The organism is Janthinobacterium sp. PC23-8, from assembly GCF_002250505.1.
Lineage (GTDB): Bacteria > Pseudomonadota > Gammaproteobacteria > Burkholderiales > Burkholderiaceae_D > Janthinobacterium.
Map to the genome: position 1 here is coordinate 146,855 of NZ_NJGY01000001.1, position 21,498 is coordinate 168,352.

The 21,498-nt window shown below is 65.3% G+C and carries 15 protein-coding genes; 5 read left to right on the forward strand and 10 right to left on the reverse strand.

Annotation, left to right across the window (positions count from 1 at the left end; translation table 11 throughout):
• Position 1: 1 nt before the first annotated feature.
• Positions 2–1,066, forward strand: coding sequence for a LacI family DNA-binding transcriptional regulator (locus CD932_RS00660; RefSeq protein WP_094440954.1), 1,065 nt, complete (start codon positions 2–4; stop codon positions 1,064–1,066).
• 93 nt (positions 1,067–1,159) lie between these two features.
• Here the strand turns inward: CD932_RS00660 and CD932_RS00665 are convergent, their stop codons facing one another.
• From CD932_RS00665 to CD932_RS00695, 7 genes are all read right to left on the reverse strand, one after another.
• Positions 1,160–2,089 (reverse strand): carbohydrate kinase, encoded by a 930-nt coding sequence (locus tag CD932_RS00665; protein ID WP_094440955.1) that lies wholly within the window; start codon positions 2,087–2,089, stop codon positions 1,160–1,162.
• On the reverse strand, positions 2,086–3,300 hold the full coding sequence (locus CD932_RS00670) for an AGE family epimerase/isomerase (RefSeq protein ID WP_094440956.1): 1,215 nt from the start codon (positions 3,298–3,300) through the stop codon (positions 2,086–2,088). Before CD932_RS00670 ends, CD932_RS00665 begins: the two co-directional genes overlap by 4 nt.
• Positions 3,301–3,449: 149 nt before the next feature.
• Positions 3,450–5,453 carry an SWIM zinc finger family protein gene (locus CD932_RS00675; RefSeq protein WP_094440957.1) on the reverse strand — a complete coding sequence of 668 codons (2,004 nt, stop codon included), beginning with the start codon at positions 5,451–5,453 and terminating at the stop codon, positions 3,450–3,452.
• The gene (locus CD932_RS00680) at positions 5,450–6,592 is read right to left on the reverse strand and encodes a VWA domain-containing protein (RefSeq protein WP_094440958.1); all 1,143 of its coding nucleotides are present in this window, start codon (positions 6,590–6,592) and stop codon (positions 5,450–5,452) included. Before CD932_RS00680 ends, CD932_RS00675 begins: the two co-directional genes overlap by 4 nt.
• Positions 6,585–9,056, reverse strand: coding sequence for a DUF5682 family protein (locus CD932_RS00685; protein WP_094440959.1), 2,472 nt, complete (start codon positions 9,054–9,056; stop codon positions 6,585–6,587). The genes CD932_RS00680 and CD932_RS00685 overlap by 8 nt, the downstream gene beginning before the upstream one ends.
• Positions 9,047–10,150, reverse strand: coding sequence for an AAA family ATPase (locus CD932_RS00690; protein ID WP_094440960.1), 1,104 nt, complete (start codon positions 10,148–10,150; stop codon positions 9,047–9,049). The genes CD932_RS00685 and CD932_RS00690 overlap by 10 nt, the downstream gene beginning before the upstream one ends.
• 12 nt (positions 10,151–10,162) lie before the next feature.
• Positions 10,163–13,930, reverse strand: coding sequence for a DUF4132 domain-containing protein (locus CD932_RS00695; RefSeq protein ID WP_176460829.1), 3,768 nt, complete (start codon positions 13,928–13,930; stop codon positions 10,163–10,165).
• A 495-nt stretch (positions 13,931–14,425) separates the two neighbouring features.
• Here CD932_RS00695 and CD932_RS00700 point away from each other — a divergent pair, with 495 nt between their 5' ends.
• Together CD932_RS00700 and CD932_RS00705 are read left to right on the forward strand one after the other, a co-directional pair.
• Positions 14,426–15,664, forward strand: a complete 1,239-nt coding sequence (locus tag CD932_RS00700; protein ID WP_094440962.1) for a hypothetical protein — start codon at positions 14,426–14,428, stop codon at positions 15,662–15,664.
• Positions 15,639–16,097 carry a hypothetical protein gene (locus CD932_RS00705; protein WP_141213140.1) on the forward strand — a complete coding sequence of 153 codons (459 nt, stop codon included), beginning with the start codon at positions 15,639–15,641 and terminating at the stop codon, positions 16,095–16,097. Before CD932_RS00700 ends, CD932_RS00705 begins: the two co-directional genes overlap by 26 nt.
• Before the next feature lie 67 nt (positions 16,098–16,164).
• On the opposite strand, the gene mmsB is transcribed toward CD932_RS00705, so the two are convergent.
• From mmsB to CD932_RS00720, 3 genes are read right to left on the reverse strand one after another with little or no spacing between them, the layout of a single operon-like run.
• Positions 16,165–17,070: a 3-hydroxyisobutyrate dehydrogenase gene (gene mmsB, locus CD932_RS00710; protein ID WP_094440964.1), complete on the reverse strand. Its 906-nt coding sequence runs from the start codon at positions 17,068–17,070 to the stop codon at positions 16,165–16,167.
• A gap of 9 nt (positions 17,071–17,079) precedes the next feature.
• Positions 17,080–18,594: a CoA-acylating methylmalonate-semialdehyde dehydrogenase gene (locus CD932_RS00715; RefSeq protein WP_094440965.1), complete on the reverse strand. Its 1,515-nt coding sequence runs from the start codon at positions 18,592–18,594 to the stop codon at positions 17,080–17,082.
• A 23-nt stretch (positions 18,595–18,617) separates the two neighbouring features.
• A complete protein-coding gene (locus CD932_RS00720) occupies positions 18,618–19,835 on the reverse strand; it encodes an ABC transporter substrate-binding protein (protein WP_094440966.1) in 1,218 nt (405 codons plus the stop codon).
• A 123-nt stretch (positions 19,836–19,958) separates the two neighbouring features.
• Between CD932_RS00720 and CD932_RS00725 the strand changes: the two genes are divergently transcribed.
• Together CD932_RS00725 and CD932_RS00730 are read left to right on the forward strand one after the other, a co-directional pair.
• Positions 19,959–20,876, forward strand: coding sequence for a LysR family transcriptional regulator (locus tag CD932_RS00725; RefSeq protein ID WP_094440967.1), 918 nt, complete (start codon positions 19,959–19,961; stop codon positions 20,874–20,876).
• Between the two features lie 20 nt (positions 20,877–20,896).
• Positions 20,897–21,427 carry an isochorismatase family protein gene (locus CD932_RS00730; protein WP_094440968.1) on the forward strand — a complete coding sequence of 177 codons (531 nt, stop codon included), beginning with the start codon at positions 20,897–20,899 and terminating at the stop codon, positions 21,425–21,427.
• Positions 21,428–21,498 lie beyond the last annotated feature (71 nt).

The window sequence follows — 21,498 nt, forward strand, 5'->3', positions numbered from 1 at the left end:
GATGAGCGCCCCCGCTTCCCCCCTCACCGCCACGGCCACCGACACGCCGGCCGGCGCCACCGTGCATGACGTGGCGCGCCTGGCCGGCGTCTCGGCCATGACGGTGTCGCGCGTGATCAACGGGCGCGCCAGCGTCAGCGCCGTCACGCGCGGCAAGGTCGAAGCGGCGATCGCCGCGCTGCGCTACCAGCCCAATCTGGCGGCGCGCGCCGCGCGCACCGGCACCCTGCGCATCGGCCTGTTGTACAGCAACCCCAGCGCCGCCTATCTCAGCGAATTTCTGGTCGGCGCCATGGAACAATGCAGCAAGCAAGGCGGCCAGTTGCTGCTCGAACGCTGCATCGATGGCGAAGGCCAGCGCGTCGCCATCGACAAACTGGTGGCGGCCGGCGTGGACGGCGTGCTGATCCCGCCGCCGCTGTGCGACTCGCCCGCAGTGCAGGCGCGATTGAACCTCCTTGGCATGCCGTCGATCGCGGTGGCGACGGGCCAGCCCTCGCCGGCCATTTCCGCCGTGCGCATCGACGACTACCAGGGCGCGCTGGCGATGACGCGCCACCTGCTGGCGCTCGGCCACCGCGATATCGGCTTTATCCGCGGCGATCCGGCCCACACCCCGGCCCTGCTGCGCCAGCAGGCTTTCCTGGATGCAATGTGCGAAGCTGGCCTGGCCGTGCCCGAAGACAGGCTGGCGCAAGGGATGTTTACCTACCGCTCGGGACTCGACGCCGCGCAGCTGCTGCTGTCAGGCGCCACGCGCCCCACCGCGATCTTCGCCAGCAACGACGATATGGCAGCCGCCACCCTGGCCGTGGCGCACGGCATGGGGCTGGCGGTGCCGCGGCAGCTGGCCGTGTGCGGCTTCGACGACACGCCGGTGGCGACCACCGTGTGGCCCGAGCTGACCACCATCCACCAGCCGATCGCGTCCATGGCGCGCGCTGCAGTGACGCTGGTGCTTGAAGAAATACGGCAGCGCAGGACGAATCACGCGGTGCCGGCCACGCATCGCTTGCTGGAGTTTACGTTGATGGTGCGGGGATCGTCGGGCGCGCCGGGAACTTGAACGAAACTCCGGGATCAGACCCGCCCGCGCGCTGGCAATGACCTTTGCGTTGGCGGCGTTGAGGGTCTGGCCCCGGCAGTGACGCCGCCAATATCAGCTGACGACGGTTTTTTGCGCCAGCGATTCGACCAGCTCCACCGACGGCGGCGAAGCGCCGGCCGCCAGGCAGGCGCCCGCGCCGGCCGCCACGGCAAAGCGCAGGTGCTCGCCGCCGTCAGCCCCGGAGCGGTACATCAGGCTGTACAGCAGGCCACCGATGCTGGCGTCGCCGGCGCCCACCGAATCGACTACCTCGATCTTCGGTGGCGATGCCTGCCAGCTGCGCTCGCCCTGGTACAGCGAGGCGCCCAGCGCGCCGCGCGTGTAGAGGAAAGAGCCCTGCGGGTTCCAGCTGCGCATCTGGGCAAACGAGGCGTCGATCTGGTCATGGCGGAACAGGCCCGCCAGGTCTTCGTCCGACACCTTCACCACGTCGGCCAGCGCCGTCATGCGCGCCAGCGTGGCGTCGTAGCGCTGGTCCATCATCACGCGGAAATTCGGGTCGTAGCTGATTTTCACGCCGGCCGCCTTGAGCTCTTCGGCCAGCGCCACCAGCTTGCCGGCCAGCGGCTCGCGCGCCAGGCTGATGCCGCCGAAATGCACCCATTGCGCGCCCTGCATCCAGCCGGCCGGCAGCTGCGCTGCGTCGAAATGCAGGTCGGCGCTGTCGTCGCCGATAAAGTAATAGGTCGGCGGATGCAGCTCGTGCACGATGGCCAGCAGCGGCGACTTGGCGTAGCGCTGCAGGAAGCGCGCATCGAGTCCGGCAGCGTCGTTGGCCGTGGCCAGCGCGTCGCCGAACACGTCGAGGCTGACGGCGCCGGCAAAGGCGCTCGGCACGCCCAGCCTGGCCATCACGCGCGCCACGTTCCAGGTCGAGCCGCCGACCTGGCTGCTCCACTGGTCGCTGCCGGTGCGCAGCATGTCGGTCAGCGCTTCGCCGGCCGAGACGAAACGTGGAAACTGCTGTGTGAGCGCGTTCATGCCGCACCGCCGATCACGTTCAGCACTTCATAGCAGGCGCCCATGGTGTGGTAGTCGGTCTTGCCGGCCGGACTTTTCTCGTTGCTGATCTTTTGATTGTCGGGCGTGAGGATGCGGTACCAGGCGCCATGGTCATGGTCGACGAAATGCTTCCAGCTGTAGTCCCAGATCTTGTCATAGGCCTGCCAGTAGCCCTCGTCGCCGGTGCGCTTGGCCAGCACGGCGGCAGCGGCAAAGCTTTCGGCCTGCACCCAGAAGTATTTGTCGGCGTCGCAGATTTCATCGTGCGGGCCGAAGCCGTAATGCAGGCCGCCATGCTTGCCGTCCCAGGCCTTGGCCAGGGCAGTGTCGAACAGTTCGCGCGCGCGCGGCAGCAGCCATGCCGACGGGCCGGCCATGAACCTGGCGTGGCGCTCCATGATCAGGAGCAGCTTGGCCCATTCGGTGAAGTGGCCGGGCTGGTAGCCCCACGGGCGGAAGATATTGCTCTTGTCGTGCAGGTTGTAGTCGCGGTCGATCGACCAGTCCGCACGATAATGCTCCCAGATCATGCCATCGGCGAGGCTGGCCTGGCGCACCGTGATATTGTGCGCCAGCGTTTCGGCGCGGTGCAGGTAGCGTGCCTCGCCGGTCGCCTCGAAGGCCGCCAGCATCGCTTCGCAGGCGTGCATGTTGGCGTTCTGGCCCCGGTAGCCGTCAAGCGTGGCCCAGTCGGCGCTGGCGACATCGGCATACAGGCCGTGCTCGGGCAGCCACATGCGCTGTTCCATCAGTTCGAACGTTTCATCGAGATACGCGCGCGCTTCCTGCATGCCGGCGGCAAGCGCATGCGCATAGGCTAGCAGCACGAAGGCCAGGCCGTAGCAGTGGTTGGCGCCGTCCTGCACCGTTTTCACGCCGTCCTGCCACGTCAGCTGCCAGGCGTAGCCGCCGGTTTCCGGGTCGCGGTGCACATCGCGCAAGAAGGCTACACCGTGGCGCAGCGCGGCCTGGTAGTCGTCGTCACCGAACTGGCGGTAGGCCATGGCGTAGTTGAAGATGAAGCGCGTACTGCTGACCAGGTGGCGCGTGGTGGCGTCGTAAATGGTGCCGTCGTCGAGAAAGAAATGGTAAAAGCCGCCGCTGGCGTCGAGCGCGCGCGGGTGGTAAAAGCGCATCGTGTGCAGGATATGCTGTTCGAGCACGCTCTTGGAACGGAAATCGGGATTCATGAGTCTCTCATCATACTGTTATCGATAACAAATATCATAGCATGCCGCCACTCAGGCTAGCCAGGACAGGCCTTGCCGCAGGCTTTCGTCCCTGGTCGGCAGCCAAGCCCATTATAGGCGGGAATATGGATGCAATATAGCCGTCTTCCTTAGCGCGCAGCTCCGAGCGCCATGCAGGTGGTGCAAACATGGGCCAGCTTGAGCGCATGGCCGGCGGTGGGCGCCTGCAGATAGGCGGCCAGCAAGCGCGCCGGCAAGTCCAGCCCCAGCGCGCGCAAGGTGGCGCCATGGCGCGCCAGTTCGTGCGCCAACTCTCCTTCCAGGCGCGGCCGGCCGCTGCGCGCCTGCATGGCCAGCAGCTCGAGCAGCTGCGCCAGCACCTGGGAGGTGGCCGGAATCGCGGCCAGCACGGGCGGCGCATGGCGGGTACCGGCCAGGCTCTTGAAAAAGCGCGACAGCGCCGACGGCGGCTTGCCGGCGTCAACGGCGAAATCGAGCGACACCACGCGCAGCTTGCCGTTCCTGGCGATCAACAGCGACACCGGTTGCCAGCCGTCCGCTTCGCCGCGCGCGCGGCTGGCCAGCACGGCGCGGATATCGGCGCCATCGCTGACGGCCGCCTGCAGCCGCGTGATGCGCGCGCGCAGCGACTCCTGCGCCGGCAGCACCAGGTTCAATACGGCGCCATTGGCATCGAACACCTGCCAGTCCAGCTGCTGGCGCACCTCGTCCAACTGCGGCGGCGCCACGGCACCGGGCCGCAGCAGCACGCAGTCGATGCTCTGCGCCGTCAGGCCGACGTTGTCTTTGACAAAGGCGGACAGCGCCGTCCAGTCGGCAAACCCCATCGCCTGCCAGCGTGGGTCGTCGAGCTCCCACAAGGGCGCCGCGCTGGCGCGCGCCTGGCTGTCCATGGCGATGCGCCCGTCCTCGGCCAGCGCAGCGCCCGCCAGTATCAGCCCCTGTTCGCACAGGCGCTGCACGCTGCCGGCGCCTTGCCACAGGCTGGTCGCCTGCCAGCTCGACTCGCGCGTAAACGACCGGTCGGCGTCGTCGGGACGCGCCAGCACCGCCTGCACGATGCGCGCCGCTGCGTGATCCCAGAACGACAAGGTGAGTCCTTGCGCGCCGCCGCGCGTCTGCCACCAATAAGCGCCCAGCGGCAGCAGTTCCAGTGGCGCCTCGCCGGCCGCATCGAAACTGCGCCGCGCCTGGCCGCGCAGCCGCCGCAAGGGCTGGTCGCTGGCCTGCTCCAGCGCCGAGGACAAAGCGTAGATGGCGGCCATTTCGTCGAAGGCCAGCCGCTCGCTGGCCTGATAATCGCGCCGCACCAGCAGGTCCAGGGTGCCGCCCAGGCCGCGCAGCATGGCGGCCAGGCGCGGCAGGTTTTCGCCGCGCGCCGACATGGTCAGCGCGCGCAGCTGGCCGGCCGCGATCGCGCTCGCATGCGACAGGCCATTGTCATACAGTTCTCCCAGCAGGCGGCGCACCTGGGCCAGGAACAGCAGTTCGGAGGTACTCAGGCCAGGCTCGCCCTGCGTGGCCGCCGCCTCGATGCCGGCCGGCCACGCAAACTCGCGGCCATGCTGGCGCCAGACGCAGGCCAGCGCATACAGGTGCAAGGCCCGGCGCAATTTGGCCGGCGTGTCCGACACCATGCCCTCGTAGCCGGCGCCGCGCAGATAGCTGCAAGCCAGCTTCAAGGCAGGCAGCTCGAGCTGCAGCCTGGCGTTGATCACGCTGGCCTCTACCTGATCGCCGTCAAGCAGCCAGCCCAGCGCCTGGCGCACGGCAGGCTTGCCGGCCTGCTTGCACAGCGCCGCACTGTCCTGTGCCAGTACTTCTTCCAGCACGCCCGGGGCTGCCGCCACAGCCTCGCCAGCGCCTTCCCCGGGCAGTTCGCGCAGCCACACGCTGGCGGCCAGGATATGCTTGCAGATGCCCGGGGCCGGGCAATCGCAGCGCGCCTTTTGCGGGCCGCTGCCGTCGAGCCTGACCTGCTGTCCATCGGCCAGTACGACACCGCCCTGGCCTGCCTGCCAGCCGACCTTGCCCGCCTCCACATCCTTCAGCGCGCGGCGCAGCAGGCCGGGATTGGCCAGGGTCGCCAGGCTGTCGTCGTCGAAGCTGCGGTACACCGTCTGCCAGCTCATTGCATCACCCCCGCCAGCCATTCGGCGAAATGCCGGGGCGTGAGCGCCGCCACGTGCATGCCCTGGTCGGCCAGGCGCTGCGCCATGCCCCGGTCGTACACGGGCTGCGCGCGCTCGTCGAGCGCGGCCAGGCCCAGCAGGGTCACTCTCGACTCGGCCATGCGCTTCAACGAAGCGAGCAGCGGCCCCGGTGGTGCGCCCTCCTCGAAGTCGCTGATCAGCGCCATCACGGTACGCTGCGGCTGCACCACCAGTTGCTCGCAATACTGCACCGCGCGTCCGATATTGGTGCCGCCGCCCAGCTGCACCGTCAGCAGCACTTCGACCGGATCGCTAGCCAGGTGCGTCAGGTCGACCACGCTGGTGTCGAACACCACCAACTTGACATTGACAGCCGGCAGGCCCGACAAAATGCCGGCCACCACCGCCGCATAGATCACCGAATCCATCATCGAGGCGCTCTGGTCGACGCACAAAATCACGTCCCACGGCAGGCTGCGCCTGACCCTGGCGTTGAAGATGGGCCGCGCGATCACCATGCGGCTGCTGGCCGCGTCATAGTTTTTCAGGTTGGCGGCGATGGTGGCGCGCCAGTCGAAGTTCTGCGCGCTGTTCATCTGGCTGCGGCGGAAGCGGTTGCGCCGCCCCGTCACGGCATTGACGAAATCCTGGCGCAGGCGCTGCGTGATTTCCTCGACCACGCGGCCGATGATGGCGCGCACGGCAGCTATCATGTCGGAGCTCAGGCGTCCGCGCATGCCGATCAGGGCGCGCGCCAGCTGCTGGTTCGGCTCCAGGCTGGCCAGGACAAACGGATCGCGCAGCAAGCCAGTGAGCTCATAGCGTGCGATCGCATGGCCCTGCACCTTTTCATACACATCGTGCGGAAACAGCTCGCGCGCCTGGTTCAGCCAGTCGATGGCGCGCAGCTGGCTGGGGTCGAGCGAACCGCCGGCGCCGGGGCTGCGATCACGCAGCATGCCCTTGCGTTCATATTCGCGGCCGTACAGGTAATCGAGGCTGGCGTCGAGCCGGCCGTCATCCCTGGTCCACGATTCGCCTTGCAGGGGCTGTGCATAGCGGCCCAGGATCAGGCGCCAGCGGCGCAGCAGTTCGGCATTGTCCTGATGATCAGCCATGCGGCGTCTCCGGTGTCGGGTTCAACCAGCCGCCCAGTGCATCGCGCTCCAGGCAGGCCGCCAGCGCCGCGTTCAGGCGGCCGCCGGCCAGCATCTCGCTTTCGCTGACGTCGTAATGGATTTGCGCCTGCAAGGCGTCTGGCGCGGCGCCATTGAGCAGCGCCAGCGCCTCGGCCAGTTCGCCCGTCTCCTGCGGTTTCAGTCCCGTAAACGCCAGGCGCAGATCGGGCAGATACCGGATGAAGTTCGCCTCGTCCCAGCTGCCCACCAGCCGGTTGAAGCTGCGCCGCAAGCCTGGCTGGGTCGGCAGCAGCTCGGGCGCGACGGCCATCAGGCCGGACAAAAACCGCACGGCGTCCTGCGGCGTGGCGCCTGCGCCGAAACGCTGTTCGAGCAACTGCGACAGCTGTGTTTCACTCCATGCGCCATCGAGAAACAGCAGCGCGCTGGCCGCGCCGCAGATGCCGGGCGCGCCATCGGGGCGACGCGCCAGGCTGTCGAGCTGGCGGTGCAGGTCAGCCGCCTCGAAGGCCAGCCCGGCTTCTTCCCCGCTCAGGGCGCTGCGCGCGGCACGGCCAAATTCACGCAGCGCCAGCAACTGCCCCACCTGCGCGCTTTCCGCCGGTTCATCCACGTCGGCCAGATTGGGCAGCAGGAACAGCGCTGCCGGCCACACGCGCCGCATCAGGTGCAGCACGCCAGGATGCTCGCGCACGCCGAGCGGCTCGCGCGCGCGCCACAAGGTCACCAGCGCATGGCCGCAGGCGACGACGGAAGCAAAATCGCCGTCGTCGTCGAGATGATGCGACAGCAGGTCGAGCAAACCAGGCAGGCGCTCATGCAGGCCAATCACGCAGGCGCGCACCAGCAAGGCCGATGCGCTGCCGGCGGACCTGGCGCGGCCGGCGGCGCCCAGGGCCTGCTCCTCGCGCAGCAGCCGCGCCAGCGCCACTTCAAGCAGGGTCGCGCCGTCGCCGGACAATTCGATCAGGCGCGCTTCGACCAGCGGCGTCCACGCATACGACCACTCTTCGAACAGCAGTTCGAGCCGGCTGCCGGTGAGGAAATCGGGGCCGCCCTGCCAGCGCGCAAGATCCGTATCGAGGTACTGCATCAGCTGGAAATACTGGCTGCGGCGGCGGTGACGATCCTTGCGGTACAGGTCCAGCCGCGCCAGGCGCTTTTCGCCGTCATCAAGGCGCAGGCCGTGGCGGCGCGCCTGCGCGCGCGCGTCTTCGACCAGCGGCGGCGAGCCGGCCGACGGCGGCACATCGCCCAGGCGGCTGCCCGTCATCTGGCGCCGCACATCGATCAGCAAGCCCTGCGTGCCGTCGTCGATGGCGCCTTTGACAAAGCACGAGCGCATGGCGTCCAGCAGGTCTTGCCGGCCCGGCCCCGCATGGCCGCGCAAGGCCGCCAGGCGCGCCGCCTGCAGCAGCGCCGCCTGCACTTCGGCCGTCGAGATGCGCTCCTGCAGGCCGCGTTCGCGGCTGTGCTGCGCCAGTTGCGTGAGCTGGTCAACGGCAACGACGAGGTGATGCTCGCCGCCAGGCCCAGGCCTTTGCAGCGCTTCCCACACAGCCTGGTAATAGGCCGGCGCCGGCATGCCGGCGCCATAGCCATTCAAGGCGTCGAGCCGCTCGAAGCTGTAGCGTATCAGCCAGCTTGGCGCTGCCGCAGGCGTGTTTGAAAGCGGCCTGGCTTGTTCAAGCAGGTCGATCAGCGCGCTGGTGTGAAAGCCGCCCGTCACCACCACGATGGGGCCGTCGACCTGGCCGCGCCAGCGCGCGATATGGGCCGCCATATGGCGCTCGCGCGGCAGGCTGCCTTCGCCTTCCAGCACGGCCGGTTCATAGTCGAGGCGCGCCATGGCGCAATAGGCAAACACGTCGCCGAACAGGGTGCGCCAGTCCAGCAAGGCCGCGCGCGAACGCGACTCGAACAAGTGGTCCCACAGTTCGTCCTGGTCGCGGCAGCCGGCGCCGCGCGCCAGCGCGTTCAGGTAGCTGCTGTGGGCCAGGTAGCGCTCGGCCATCAGGCTGCGCGCCTCGCCGTCCTCCGGCTGTCTGCTATCGCGATTGCCGCGCGCCTGCCAGGGCAGGTCGATAAAGGCCAGCCGGGCACCCACCTCCGTGCCTGCCCGCAGCGCCACCCATTCGGGGCTGTAGTCGCAGAACGGAAAAAAAGCCGAGCGGGTGCGCGCGGCGCCGTCTTCGTCCTGTTCGCTGGCCTGGCACAGCAGCGCCACCGGCGGGCGCGTGCGCTCGTCGAGCAGCAAGGGCAGCATGTCATTGAAAGCGTCGGGGCCTTCAATCAGCACGGCGGCCGGGCGCAGCTCGCGCAGCATCGCCTGCAAGGCAAACGCACAGGCGGGGCTGTGGTGGCGCAGCGGCGCGAAATACAGGCCGTTGGCGTGCAGCTTGCCGCGCGCCGCCGCCAGGCTGGCGGGCAGTGCTACAGCCATAGCTGGCGCGCCGCCTCGCCAAAACTCTTCCACAGATCATCGCGGCGGCCCCGTTCGCGCACCACGGTGTCGAAATAATGGCGCACGCGCTTGATGTCGTCGGCATTGTCCTTCAATACCACGCCCTGCAGCTGGTTGGCCAGTTCGCGCGGACGCAGTACCCCATCGCCGAAATGCAGCGCTTCGAGCGAGGCCGCATACACCAGGTTGACCGCTTCGGCACTCGACATCACGGCGTCCGGCGTCTTGATGGCCGCCCCTTCGCGGGTCTGGCCGGCGCGCAGTTCCTGGAAGGTGGTCACCAGCAGCTCGACCACGTCGCGGCCCACCACCACGGTGGCGCCGATGGACTCCAGCTCGCGCTGCAACTGCCGCAGCACCAGTTCGACTTCGAAGCCATGGTCGCGGATCGGCTTGACGGTTTCAAAATTGAAGCGGCGTTTCAAGGCGGACGACATTTCATGCACGCCGCGGTCGCGCAAGTTGGCGCTGGCGATGATATTGAAACCGCGCCGCGCATGCACGCGCGCGTCGCCGCCCAGTTCGGGGATCATCAGCTGCTTTTCCGACATCAGCGAAATGAGCACATCCTGCATCTCGGGCGCGCAGCGCGTGATCTCTTCGAAGCGCACCAGCTTGCCCGCCTCCATCGCCTGCAACAGCGGCGACGGCACCAGCGCGCGCCGGCTGGGCCCTTCGGCCAGCAGCAGCGCGTAGTTCCACGAATACTTGATATGGTCTTCGGTGGTGCCGGCCGTGCCCTGAATCGCCAGCGCCGAATCGCCGCTGATGGCGGCGGCCAGCAATTCGGACAGCAGCGACTTGGCCGTACCCGGCTCGCCCACCAGCATCAGGCCCTGATGGCCCATCAGGGTGACGATGGCGCGGTCGACCAGCGGATCGTCGCCATAGAACTTGCGGCTCACCTCGAGCGCGGCGTCGCCGAGGATAAAGCGGCGCACGGCGCGCGGCGACAACTGCCAGCCCTCGGGGCGCGGATCGGTATCGGCCGCCTTCAGCCGTTCGAGTTCGCCAGCGTAACGCTGTTCGGCGCTGCGGCGTACCGCATGCTCGTGCTTGTCTTTGTCAGTCATGTTTTCTCTCGCCTAGAAGGGCATTCTGCTTTCCCAGTTTTCATCGTAGCCGCAGGTCATGGCCACCGCATGATAATCCGCATACGCTTCCGCCAGCAGCACCGGCGGCACCTCAAGCAGTGGCAGCGGCTCGTCGCGCCAGGATTGCGGCAGGCGGTAGAAAGCCAGCGTTTTCAGGGCAGCCGCCATCTGCTCTTCCGGCAGGGCGCTGCCGGAAAACTCGATCAGCACGCGCAAAGCCACGCTGGTGAAGTCCTTGTGGTACTCGGTAAACACGCCGCCATCCTCGGCCTGGCCGCGCAGATAGCCCTGCTTGCCAAAGGCACCGCGCAAACCAAAGGTGTCGCCGACCCAGCCCTCGCGGTCGGCAATGCGCTTGCCCGCCATCAGCGACGCTGGCGGCAACTGGTGCGTGAGCTGCTCGAACAGCGGCTTGACCTTGTAGTCCTTGAAGTGGCGCTGCCAGGCGGCGACCTGTTCGGGCGTCAGGAGCGAGGCGTGTGCCAGGCGCACGCTGGCCCCCTCGCCCGGCGTGACCTCGTCGTCGCTGGCGTCGAGCAGGCTGCCGTCGTCGCTCGGACGCAGCAAGGTTTGCACGCCCTCTTCTGCGCTGAGCCACACCAGCGACTGCACCAGGCGCCCGGCGACCGGATGGCGCAGCAGGTAGTCGCGCCACTCGCTTGCCGGCCAGACGCGGCCCGCGCACATCGCTTCGTACAGGCGCGCCGTCTGCATGGCGATGACCTGTTTCAGTTCTTTTTTGCAGTTTGAAAACTGCTGTTTGGCTTCCTTGGCCAGTTCCGGCGCTTCGTCCTGGCGCGGCTCGGGCAGCGCCTTGATTTCCTTGCCGTCCGGGTTGTGCAGCACCGGCTTGATGGCGCCGTCGAGCGTGACGTGGAACACCCGTTCGCCATATGGCAGGTCGAGACGGCCAGTGTCGTCAAAGCCGCCGGTCGGTATCGTGCGGTCGCCCAATTGATCGTGGCTCCAGCCCTTGCCCTGGGCGATGCGCTCGACCAGCAGGCGCGCCTTTTCCTGCACCGAGGCGGTGCGGTAGCGGCGCGCGATGCCGAGCAACAGCTGGATCACGGCCGCGTCCATCCCGTCGGCCAGGCCATCGAGCATGGCTTCGATCTGCGCGCGGCGCGGATAATGGTCGCGCAGATAGCCCTGCAACAGGGTCAGCGCCACCTGGCCCGGCGTAAAAGCGGCCAGCGCCAGGATGCCCTTCTCGCCGATGGCGCTGCCCAGGTATTCGCGCAATTTTTCGCGCCGCACTTCGTCGAACACCTGTTCAGGCGTCAGCTTGCCCTGCGCGCTGTAATACTGCGGATAGCGTTTGGCGCTGTCCTGGTAGCTCTGGTAGCGCGCCGGCGCATGCGCCTCGGCATATTCATTGGCCACCTGCATGCCCGGGCCGCGCGTATCGTGGGCGATAAACTGGCGCAGTATCGTCTCGCCCAGCGCCGCGCGGCTGGCGTCGTCGAGCAGGCCCAGGTAGCGCAGCAGCAGCGCATTGCCGCCCGGCTCCTTCAGCTTGCAGGCCAGCACCACCCACCAGCCGATGATGCCGGGCTCGACCACCGTGCCGTCCTGCCAGTGGCAGGCCGGCAGCGCGTCAAACGAAAACCAGGCCAGGCCGACCGGCGCCTTGCCCTTCAGGCCCTTGCGCGCGGCGGCCAGCAGGATGGGCGGCGACAGGCGCGCACTCAGGTCCTCGCCCAGCTTTTCCAGTGCCGTCAACAGCGCGGCGATCACGGTTTCACGCGACTCCTTGTCCAGCGCCTGGTACAGGGCAGGAACGGCGGCGCGGTAATCGAGGTCCATCAGCCAGCGCGCGGCGCCGATACGCATGTCCTGCTTGCTCGACGCCAGTGCTTCGGCCACGCGCTTGCCGATGTCCGGCAGGCCGGCGAGCACCTGCTGCGCTGCGGCGCGGTGCTGCTTGCCTTCGCCGAGCGCGAACTCCATCACGCGCGGCAGCCATTGCGCCGGCAAGGTGGGGAACAATCCCAGTATTTCCAGCGTGGCGCCCAGTTCCGGCACGGCCGCACCCTGGCGTTTTTCCACCGCGCGCAGGCCCAGGCCCTGGTCGATCAGCTCGCGCCGTTCGGCAAACAGGGGCCAGACCAGGCCTGGGGCCAGCATCTGCTGCGGCTTGCCGCCCCACCAGCTGCTGGCCAGGCAGACCATGGCCACGCTGTCGCCCTGGTCGCCGGCCTCGCGCATGGCGCGGTCGAACAGGCGCAGGTCGAACGCCTGCTGGTCCTGGCGCGCCAGCCACTGCTGGAAAAAGCCGTCATGCCAGAAACGCAGGCTATTGCGCTGCGTGGCCACGATCCAGCGCGCCATCTGCAACATGCCAAATGCCGGCAAGGCCGCCAGTTTCCCCTGGAATTCCAGCACGTTGCCCACCAGATTGTTTCTCATGGGCAGATCGCCGCCCTTGCCTCCCTCACCCTTGCCTCCCTCACCATTAAGCACGCGGATGGCCGCCACCAGATGGTCGTCCTTCAGCGCTTCGTAGCGCTTCAAGGCATCCTGCTGCCACTTGTATTTGTGCTTGCCCAGCTGGTTCTGCTCGCGTTCCTGCTGCGCTTCGACGCGGTACTTCGCCAGCAGCGCACCATAATTGTCGCGCAGTAGCTGCAGCGCATCGGCGCCGAGCCGGGTGGCCGGTGGCGCGGGCGGCAGCGGCGCCTCGGGCAAGTCGCCGGACCCTGCATCGCTGGCCGCACCGAGCCACGACAGCGCATTGCGGATCGCCGCCTGTACCGGTTTGCTCGTTTCGGCCGCCAGCGCGTCTTCCAGCAGCGCAGTTTGCCCCGGCCCCGGCTGCGGCCCCAGTCCGCGTCCCATCAGCTCGGCCGCCTGTACCCGCTCTTCCGTCTTGCCGGTCGTCAGCAGCTGCGCCAGCAGTGCGATACGGCGCTCCTGCCCGATGGCGGCCAGGTGCGGCGCCGCTTCCGCGCGCACGGTCTTGCCGCCATCGACGGCCAGGCGCACCAGGATGGCGGCAAAGGCATCGGCCAGCGCCGGCGCGCTGCCCAGCCGCCTGGCCAGCTGCACCTTGCCGCTGGCCGACAGCAGGCCTGGCAGCTGCTCCACCAGCGCGGCGTGCGCCAGCAGGTAGTCATCCAGCGCGCCCGGCGCCAGCAGATACGGCAACGCGCGCTCGCGCTCATAGTCGGACAGCGCGCTGCGCTCGAAGACCATCTGCAGGCCGGCGATTTCCGGTTCGCCTTCGGCGCTCAAGAGGCGCACCAGCAGCCCGATATGCCAGCCGCGCCGGTTGACCACGGTGGCAACGGCGCGCGTGTCGTCAAAACTGGCGTGCAGCGCATCGTTGACCAGGTAATGCAGCCAGTCGGGCACCGGTGCGCCGCCGCGCTCGAGCGAGTCGCCCTGGTCGGCCGCCTGCAGCAGCTTGCCCAGGCGGACCAGCAAGTCGGTAGCGAGCTTTTCCGCATCGAACTGCGCGTAAAACTGGTGACGATGGCGCAGGCTTTCGGCGGCCAGCGCGCCGTCCTTCTTGTCCATGTTATAGCTGTAGAAACCGCTGACCAGCCGTCCCGGCCGGCCCAGCAGCTTGCCGCCGCGCGGCGCGCCCTGTTGCAGTTCCAGCAGCACCTGCGGATCGCCGCCCTTGCAGACAAAATCGCAGGCGCGTTGCCACAGCGGGGTGGACATCTGCGTCAGGCCGCGCAGGCCTTTTTTCAACTGATCGTGGTCGTCCAGCCCTACCGCCTGTTTTGCCGCCGCCAGTATATTTTTGAACATAGTCAATTGCTCCTTATGAATCACATCATGCCAGCACCAGCACGGTGGTCGGCCGCCGCCAGCAGCTTGCCCAGCCGGACCTGCATGGCGGGCGACAAGGTATCGGCATCGGGCAAAGCGTAACTGCGCGCGCCTGCTGCGCTTCCTGGCCGGTGATGCCGATGGCATGCTTGCTGGTGTCGTTCATCAGCAATCCTGGTGTTGTGCAGGACCCGCATGCAGATTGATCATGCACGATGGATATTGCATCTTGCCAAGTTGCTGATTGTATATTCTTATCTTCCAGATACCTTGCACGGTTGACTTGCTCAGTTCAACTGCTCGCCCGCCCTCAACAACGGCATTGCCGCAATGCTGAAAATGTCAATAGAACATTAGTCATATTGCACGCATGCTATTTCAAGTTCATCATCATTACTTACCGGCAATATCGTTACATAACACCGTCATGCAATTTTCCTTCTTATAACAAATCAAGAAATATTCCTGGACTCGATGCCTGAAGCTGTCACCTATCCCATCCATCCCGCGCTGGCTCGCTATACCTGTCGCAGCACGCGGCAATACAACCATCTTCTGACGACCAGCGTGACGCGCAACGGACCGACATCGACCATGCTCGTCAATAATGGTTACGGTAATGCAACACTACACCAGACGACCAGCACCTATACCGATCAGCAGATCGTGGGCAGCGTGGCGCAGTTTTATGCCCTGTTCGAAAATGATAGCAAGGAGCAGATTGAATTCAGGATCGCCAGCTTGCATAGCGTGACGCCAGGCGAGCACATTTATCTTTTACTGGAAAAGCAATTCTGGCTTTTCCAGCTCGAAAAAATGAGCGAGCCGCGCGTCGTGTTCGGCCATCTGCCGGAAATGGGCAATTGCGCGCCCTACCTGTCGGTCTGCGAACAGGCATTGCGGCTCAGCGACCCGGAGAGCCAGCAGCGCATCAAGCTGGCACTGTTCCCGTTGAAAGACTATCTTGCCGGTATCGGCAAGGGCACGCCCAGAACATTCCTGGGGACCGGGCGCCTGGAGGAGGTACTCAGCGAAAGCAAGGCCCGCGCGTCCGACAGCTACAGCAACGCCTCGTGGCCACGATGGCGGCGCGACTCGCATGAGCGGGCCAACTTTCCGGACAATGTGCTGTGGCCTATCCTCAAATACAAGGCAGTCAACGCCGCCACCACGCTCAGCCCGCAGCAAATGGTGAGGGGACAATTGAGCCGAACCTGGATGACGAGTGGCCTGGTACTTGGATCACTGGCATTTTTCGCCGATCGCGGCACCGTGGTGCAGCAGATATACAGAGCCCTGAATATGCAAACGCCCGTTTATTTCCATTTCAGCCTGACGGTCATCCTGCTGCAATGGCTGATATGGGTGATCGTGGCCCTGCTGTTGACGATGATCTTCATCAGCCCCGCCAGCAAACGACCGTTCAAATTTGACGAAGAGCAGTTCTACCGCATTGTGAACAAGCCCTATCATCGCGAGGCAAGGGTGGGATTTGAAATGAAGGGCTCTTTTTATGATGCTATTGCAGACGACAAGGCCTTGATCTCCGATACGGAGCTTGAAAACCGTCGCCTTCTGGCGGCGCACAACAAGTTTGATTTTTTTTACAAATCACACGAAGAATTCGTTGAAAAGTTGAAGAGTACCAAACTGAACGACGAAGAAAAACAGCGACTCCTGATGGAGATTGAACAATTCCGGCACCCTTACTGACAAACTCATGCAATCCGTTTACACCAAACACCAACAACTCGAGTCCATTGCCAGGGCAGGCAAGCGACGCTTCGGCATCAACAGGAGCGTGCTGATCACCGGGCTTGTGCTCGGCGCCATCAGCGTGCTGTATCCTTTCCTGGTGATACTGCCCATCCACATTCTGCTGATCGGATTCCTGTGGACTTTTCTGCGCAAGCCAGAAAGCCAGCGCATCGCCCTGCGCCAGATGAAATTGCTCAAGCAGGCCACTGCCGCCTCGTTTGCGGAACGCGGCATCAGTGCCGAACGCGCGGCGCAAATCATGAAGAAGTATCCACGTTGTGGTGCAGATATCGACTACGACGCAGAAATGCAGCAACGCTTCGTCGCACTGTGCAAGGCCGCCGGCATGCAGGAAGGCGGCATTTTGCCGGACGACCGTTTGCTGTAATGGCCAGAACGCAGGCGGTGGCAAATCGGTGCGCCTGGGCCGGCGCACCGTCATCCGGGTTGAAACCTTACACAGCCGGGTGCTGCAGCCTGTAAATGCTGGAAAAATCGAGCCCGCCCGCGCCCGACTTGCTGTGCACGTCGTATAGCTGGCGCGCCAGCTGGCCCAGTGGCACGCTGGCGCCCGAGGCACCGGCGCTTTCCACCGCCAGCCCCAGGTCCTTGAGCATCAGGTCCACGCCAAAGCCGCCCGTGTAATCGCGCGCGGCCGGCACGTTATCAAACACGCCCGGGCATGGGTTATACACTTCCAGCGCCCAGTTGCGGCCCGAACTCTTGGCCATCACGTCCGACACCACTTTCGGGTCGAGGCCATTGGCCACGCCCAGGCGTATCGCTTCGCTGGTGCCGATCATCAAAATCCCCAGCAGCATGTTGTTGCAGATCTTGACCGTCTGCCCGCTGCCGCTGGGGCCGGCGTGGAAGATGTTCTTGCCCATCTGCTCCAGCAGCGGCCGCGCGCCGGCCAGATCCTCCGCTGCACCCCCGACCATAAAGGTCAGCGTGCCGCCGGCCGCGCCGGCCGTGCCGCCGGAGACGGGCGCGTCGATCATGCGCAGGCCTTTGTCAAGCGCCGCCGCAGCCACCTCGCGCGCCACCTCCGGCGCGATGGTCGAGCAGTCGATCAACAAGGCGCCTTTTTTCGCCTGCGCCAGGATGCCGGCCTCCCCCAAGGGTGTACCCAAATACGCGCCCTGCACATGGCGGCTGGCCGGCAGCATGGTGATCACCACGTCAGCGGCCGCGATCGCCGCCGCCAGGTCTTCGGACGACAAGCCGCCGCCGGCCACGAACTGCCGCACGCTGGCCGGCATCAGGTCGAAACCGGTGACGGCGTGGCCGGCGCGCGCCAGGTTCTGCGCCATCGGCAGGCCCATGTTGCCCAGGCCAATAAAGACAATGTTTGTACTCATCGCCGCCCCTTATTTCATCGCGATGGTGGTATTGACGCCGCTGCCGCCATCGTCGGGCGCGAACCAGCGCGCGGTGACGGTCTTGGTCTGGGTCCAGAAGTACAGCGCCTGCTTGCCGTTCGGCCCCAGGTCGCCCAGTTTCGATGCGCGCGAGCCCGTAAAACTGAAGTAGGCGACCGGCACGGGAATGGCCACGTTGATGCCCACCTGGCCGACATCGATCTCGTTCTGGAACTTGCGCCCGGCCCAGCCGGACGAGGTGAAGATCGAGGTGCCGTTGCCGTTCGGGTTGGCGTTGATGAAGGCGATCGCTTCGTCGAGCGTGTCGGTTTCGACCACGCACATGGCGGGGCCAAAGATCTCCTGGGTGTAGACGGAATTGGTGGCGTTCACTTTCGAAAATATCGTCGGCCCCATGAAGTTGCCGCCCTCGTAACCGGCCACCTGGTGGCCACGGCCATCGAGCAGCAATTGCGCGCCTTCGTCGACACCGGCCTGTATCAGTTTTTCCGCGCGCCGCATGGCCGCTTTTGACACCATCGGTCCCAGGTCGGCTTCGCGGTCGCTGCCCGGCCCCACTCTCAAGGCCTTCGAACGCTCGACGATGTCAGGCAGCCACGAGCGCGCTTCACCGACCAGCACCACCACCGAATTGGCCATGCAGCGCTGGCCGGCGGCGCCGAACGCCGCACCGATCAGGTTGTTGATCGCCTGTTCCTTGTTGGCGTCGGCCAGCACCACGCAATGGTTTTTCGCGCCCATCATCGACTGCGCGCGCTTGCCCGATTCGCTGGCGCGGCGGTACACATGGGTGCCGACGGCGGTCGAGCCGATAAACGAGACGGCCTTGATGTCGGCATGGTCGCACAGCAGGTTGACCACCTCGGCGCCGCCATGCACGACGTTGAGCACACCGGCAGGCAGGCCCGCCTGGTACATCAGTTCGACCAGGTACATGGTCGAGGACGGGTCCTGCTCGGACGGTTTGAGCACAAAGGTATTGCCGCAGGCAATCGCGATCGGGAACATGAAACACGGCAGCATCACCGGAAAGTTGAAGGCCGTGATGCCGGCGCCCACGCCCAGCGGCTGGTAAATGTTATACACGTCGACGCCGTTGGCGGCGTTTTCGGCGATCTCGCCCAGCTGCAGGGTAGCTATCGAACATGCGTGTTCGACCACTTCCAGGCCGCGCATGACTTCGCCTTCCGCGTCGGGCAGGGTCTTGCCGTGTTCACGCGTGATCAGTTCGGCCAAAGCACCGATATTTTCGCGGATCAGATGCTGGTACTTGAGCATGATGCGCATGCGTGCGGCCAGCGGCGTATTGCGCCAGGTCTTGAACGCTTCCCTGGCGGTGGCTATGGCCAGCTCGACTTCGGCGGTGGTGGAAAACGGCACGCGGGCGACGATTTCCTGGGTGGCCGGATTGACCACGTCGCGCCATTCGGTGCTGGTGGAAGCGTGGTGCTTGCCACCGATATGCAGGGGCACGGCGGGGACTGAGGCAAGTGCCTGGTTCATGATGGACTCCGTAAATGTTGGGTTTATTTCTTGACCAGGTTGCACGCCGCCGCATCCATCGGCTTGAACGCCTGGTCGGCGGGAATGGTCGACAGCACCTTCAGGTAGTCCCACGCGCCTTTCGATTCGGCCGGGGTTTTTACCTGCACCAGGTACATGTCGTGGATCACGCGGCCATCCGGGCGGATCGATGCGTTGTTCATCACAAGATCCTTGACCGGCAGTTCGCGCATTTTTTCGGCGACGATTTTCGCATCGTCGCTTTTCGCCGCCGCCACCGATTTCAGGTAGTGGTAGACGCTGGAATACACGCCGGCCTGCACCATGGTCGGCTTGGCGCCCTTGTTGAGCGCTTCAAAGCGTTTCGCAAAGGCGCGGCTGCGGTCATCAAAATCCCAGTAAAAGCCGTCCGCATACACCAGGCCCTGCGCCGTTTCCAGGCCCAGCGCATGCACGTCGGACAGGAATACCAGCAAGGCCGCCAGGCGCTGGTCCTTGCCGCTGCCGATACGAAATTCGCGCGCCTGCTTGATGGCCGAGACCACGTCGGCGCCGCCGTTGGCAAGGCCGATTACCTGCGCCTTCGAGCCTTGCGCCTGCACCAGGAACGAGGAAAAATCGGCGGCGTTGAGCGGATGGCGCACGGCGCCCACCACGGTGCCGCCGTTGCGCTTGACGACCTCGCTGGCGTCTTTTTCCAGCGAGTGGCCAAAGGCATAATCGACGGTGACGAAATACCACGATTTTTGCCCCAGTTTGGTCAGGGCCGCCGCCGTGCCGGCCGCCTGCGAATAGGTGTCGAACATCCAGTGGAAACCGTTCGGCGAGCAGTCTTCATTGGTCAGCCGCCCGGTGGCCGGACCGCTGAACATGGCAATGCCGCCCTTTTCCTTCATCAGTTTTTGCACCGACAGCGCGACCGAGGAATTGGTCAGATCGGCGATCGCGTCGACCTTGTCGCGGTCCAGCCATTCGCGCGCCTTCGAGGCGGCGATATCGGCCTTGTTCAGGTGGTCGGCCGAAACGATTTCGATCTTCATACCCTTGCATTCGGCCTTCAGGCAGTCTTCCATCGCCATCTGGCTGGCGATGACGGAGCCGCGCCCGCCCATCGCCGAATAGGGGCCGGACATGTCGGTCAGGATGCCGATCTTGACGACGCCATCGGAAATCTGTGCCTGGGCAACATTGAAGGATAGCGCGAGCGCCAGCGCGCCCATGGCCAGAACGGTCTTTTTCATGCAGTGTCTCCTGATGGATAAAGGTTTTTCTTGTATGTTTAGTTGCATTCTGCATGTGTAAAAATATGCGCTCAAGCGAAATTAATGCATACTTCCTTTGCAAAAATGCACAAGGAGACAATAGTGCTCGATTGGGACAATGTACGGGTCTTCCTGGAACTGACGCGCAGCGCCGGCCTGGTCGATGCTGCAAAAAAACTCGGCATCGATCACTCGACCGTCTCGCGCCGCATGCGCAAGTTCGAGGAGCAAGTCGGCACCCAGCTGTTCGACCGCAATTACGTCGGCTATCAGCTCACGCCCGAGGGCCACCGCCTGATGGAATACGCGGAGACCATGGAAAGCACGGTGTTTGCCGCCACCGAGGAATTGGGCGAGCACAACCGGTTGCTGTCGGGCCAGGTACGCCTGGGCGCCACCGAAGGTTTTGGCGCCGTGGTGCTGGCGCCGCACCTGGCGCACTTTTGCGGCCGCCACCCGCATATCAGCGTCGACCTGATCGCCGTGCCGCGCTTCGTCAGCCTGTCCAAGCGCGAGGCGGACGTGGCCATTTCCATCGAGCGGCCGCTGTCCGGCCCGTATGTGGTAACCAAGCTGTCGGACTATCGCCTCAAACTCTATGCCACGCCGGCCTACCTGGCGCGCCATGCGGCCATCACCAGCGTGGACCAGCTGGCGCAGCATCCCATCATCGGCTATGTGGACGACCTGGTGTTCAGTGCCGAGCTGCGCTATATGGACCATGTGGCGCCCGAGTCCAGGCGCACGTTTCGCAGCACCAGCGTGCTGGCGCAATACCACGCGGCGCGCGCCGGCCAGGCGCTGGCGATCCTGCCGTGTTTTGTTGCCCAGCAGTCGAACGAACTGGTGCCCGTGCTCGATGGCCAGATCGACCTGCAGCGCTCGTTCTGGCTGATCTCGCCCACCGAGCGGCGCAATATCGCGCGGGTGCGGGCGTTATGGAATTATCTGCGCGAGGTGATAGCGCTGAACCATGGTTACCTGATGGGAGAAACCGCCACGCCCAGCTGGCTGCCATAAAACCAATCAAGGAGAAAACAATGCTGATGGATGCGAACAAGGCGGTACTGGTGATCGTCGACCTGCAGGGCCGCCTGATGCCGGCGATAGGCGATGGCGCGGCGGTGCTGGCGCAGAACGTGCGGCTGGCGAAGGTTGCCCACCTGCTGGAGATTCCCGTGCTGGGCACCGAGCAGAACAGCGGCAAGCTGGGGCCGAATGCGCTTGAAGTCGCCGCGCTGTGCCAGCACACTTTGCAGAAAACCCATTTCGGCGCCTGCGAAGACGGTTTGATCGACCTGCTGCCGGCCGGCCGCACGCAGATCGTCGTCAGCGGCTGCGAAGCCCATGTGTGCATGCTGCAAACGGCGGTCCAGTTGCTGGAACGCGATTACGATGTGATCATCGCGATCGACGCCGTCGGTTCGCGCCTGCCATCGAGCCGCGATGCGGCACTCAGCAGGCTGGCGACCCTGGGCGCGCAGTTGCTGACGGTGGAAATGCTGGCCTTCGAATGGCTGCGCGACTGCCGCCATCCGCGTTTTCGCGAGGTGCTTGCCCTGATTAAATAGCGGGTTGGCTTTACGCCATATCAAAGGCTTCAAGCTCCTGTTTGCTAGCTTGAGAGGGTCGCCGCAGCGTT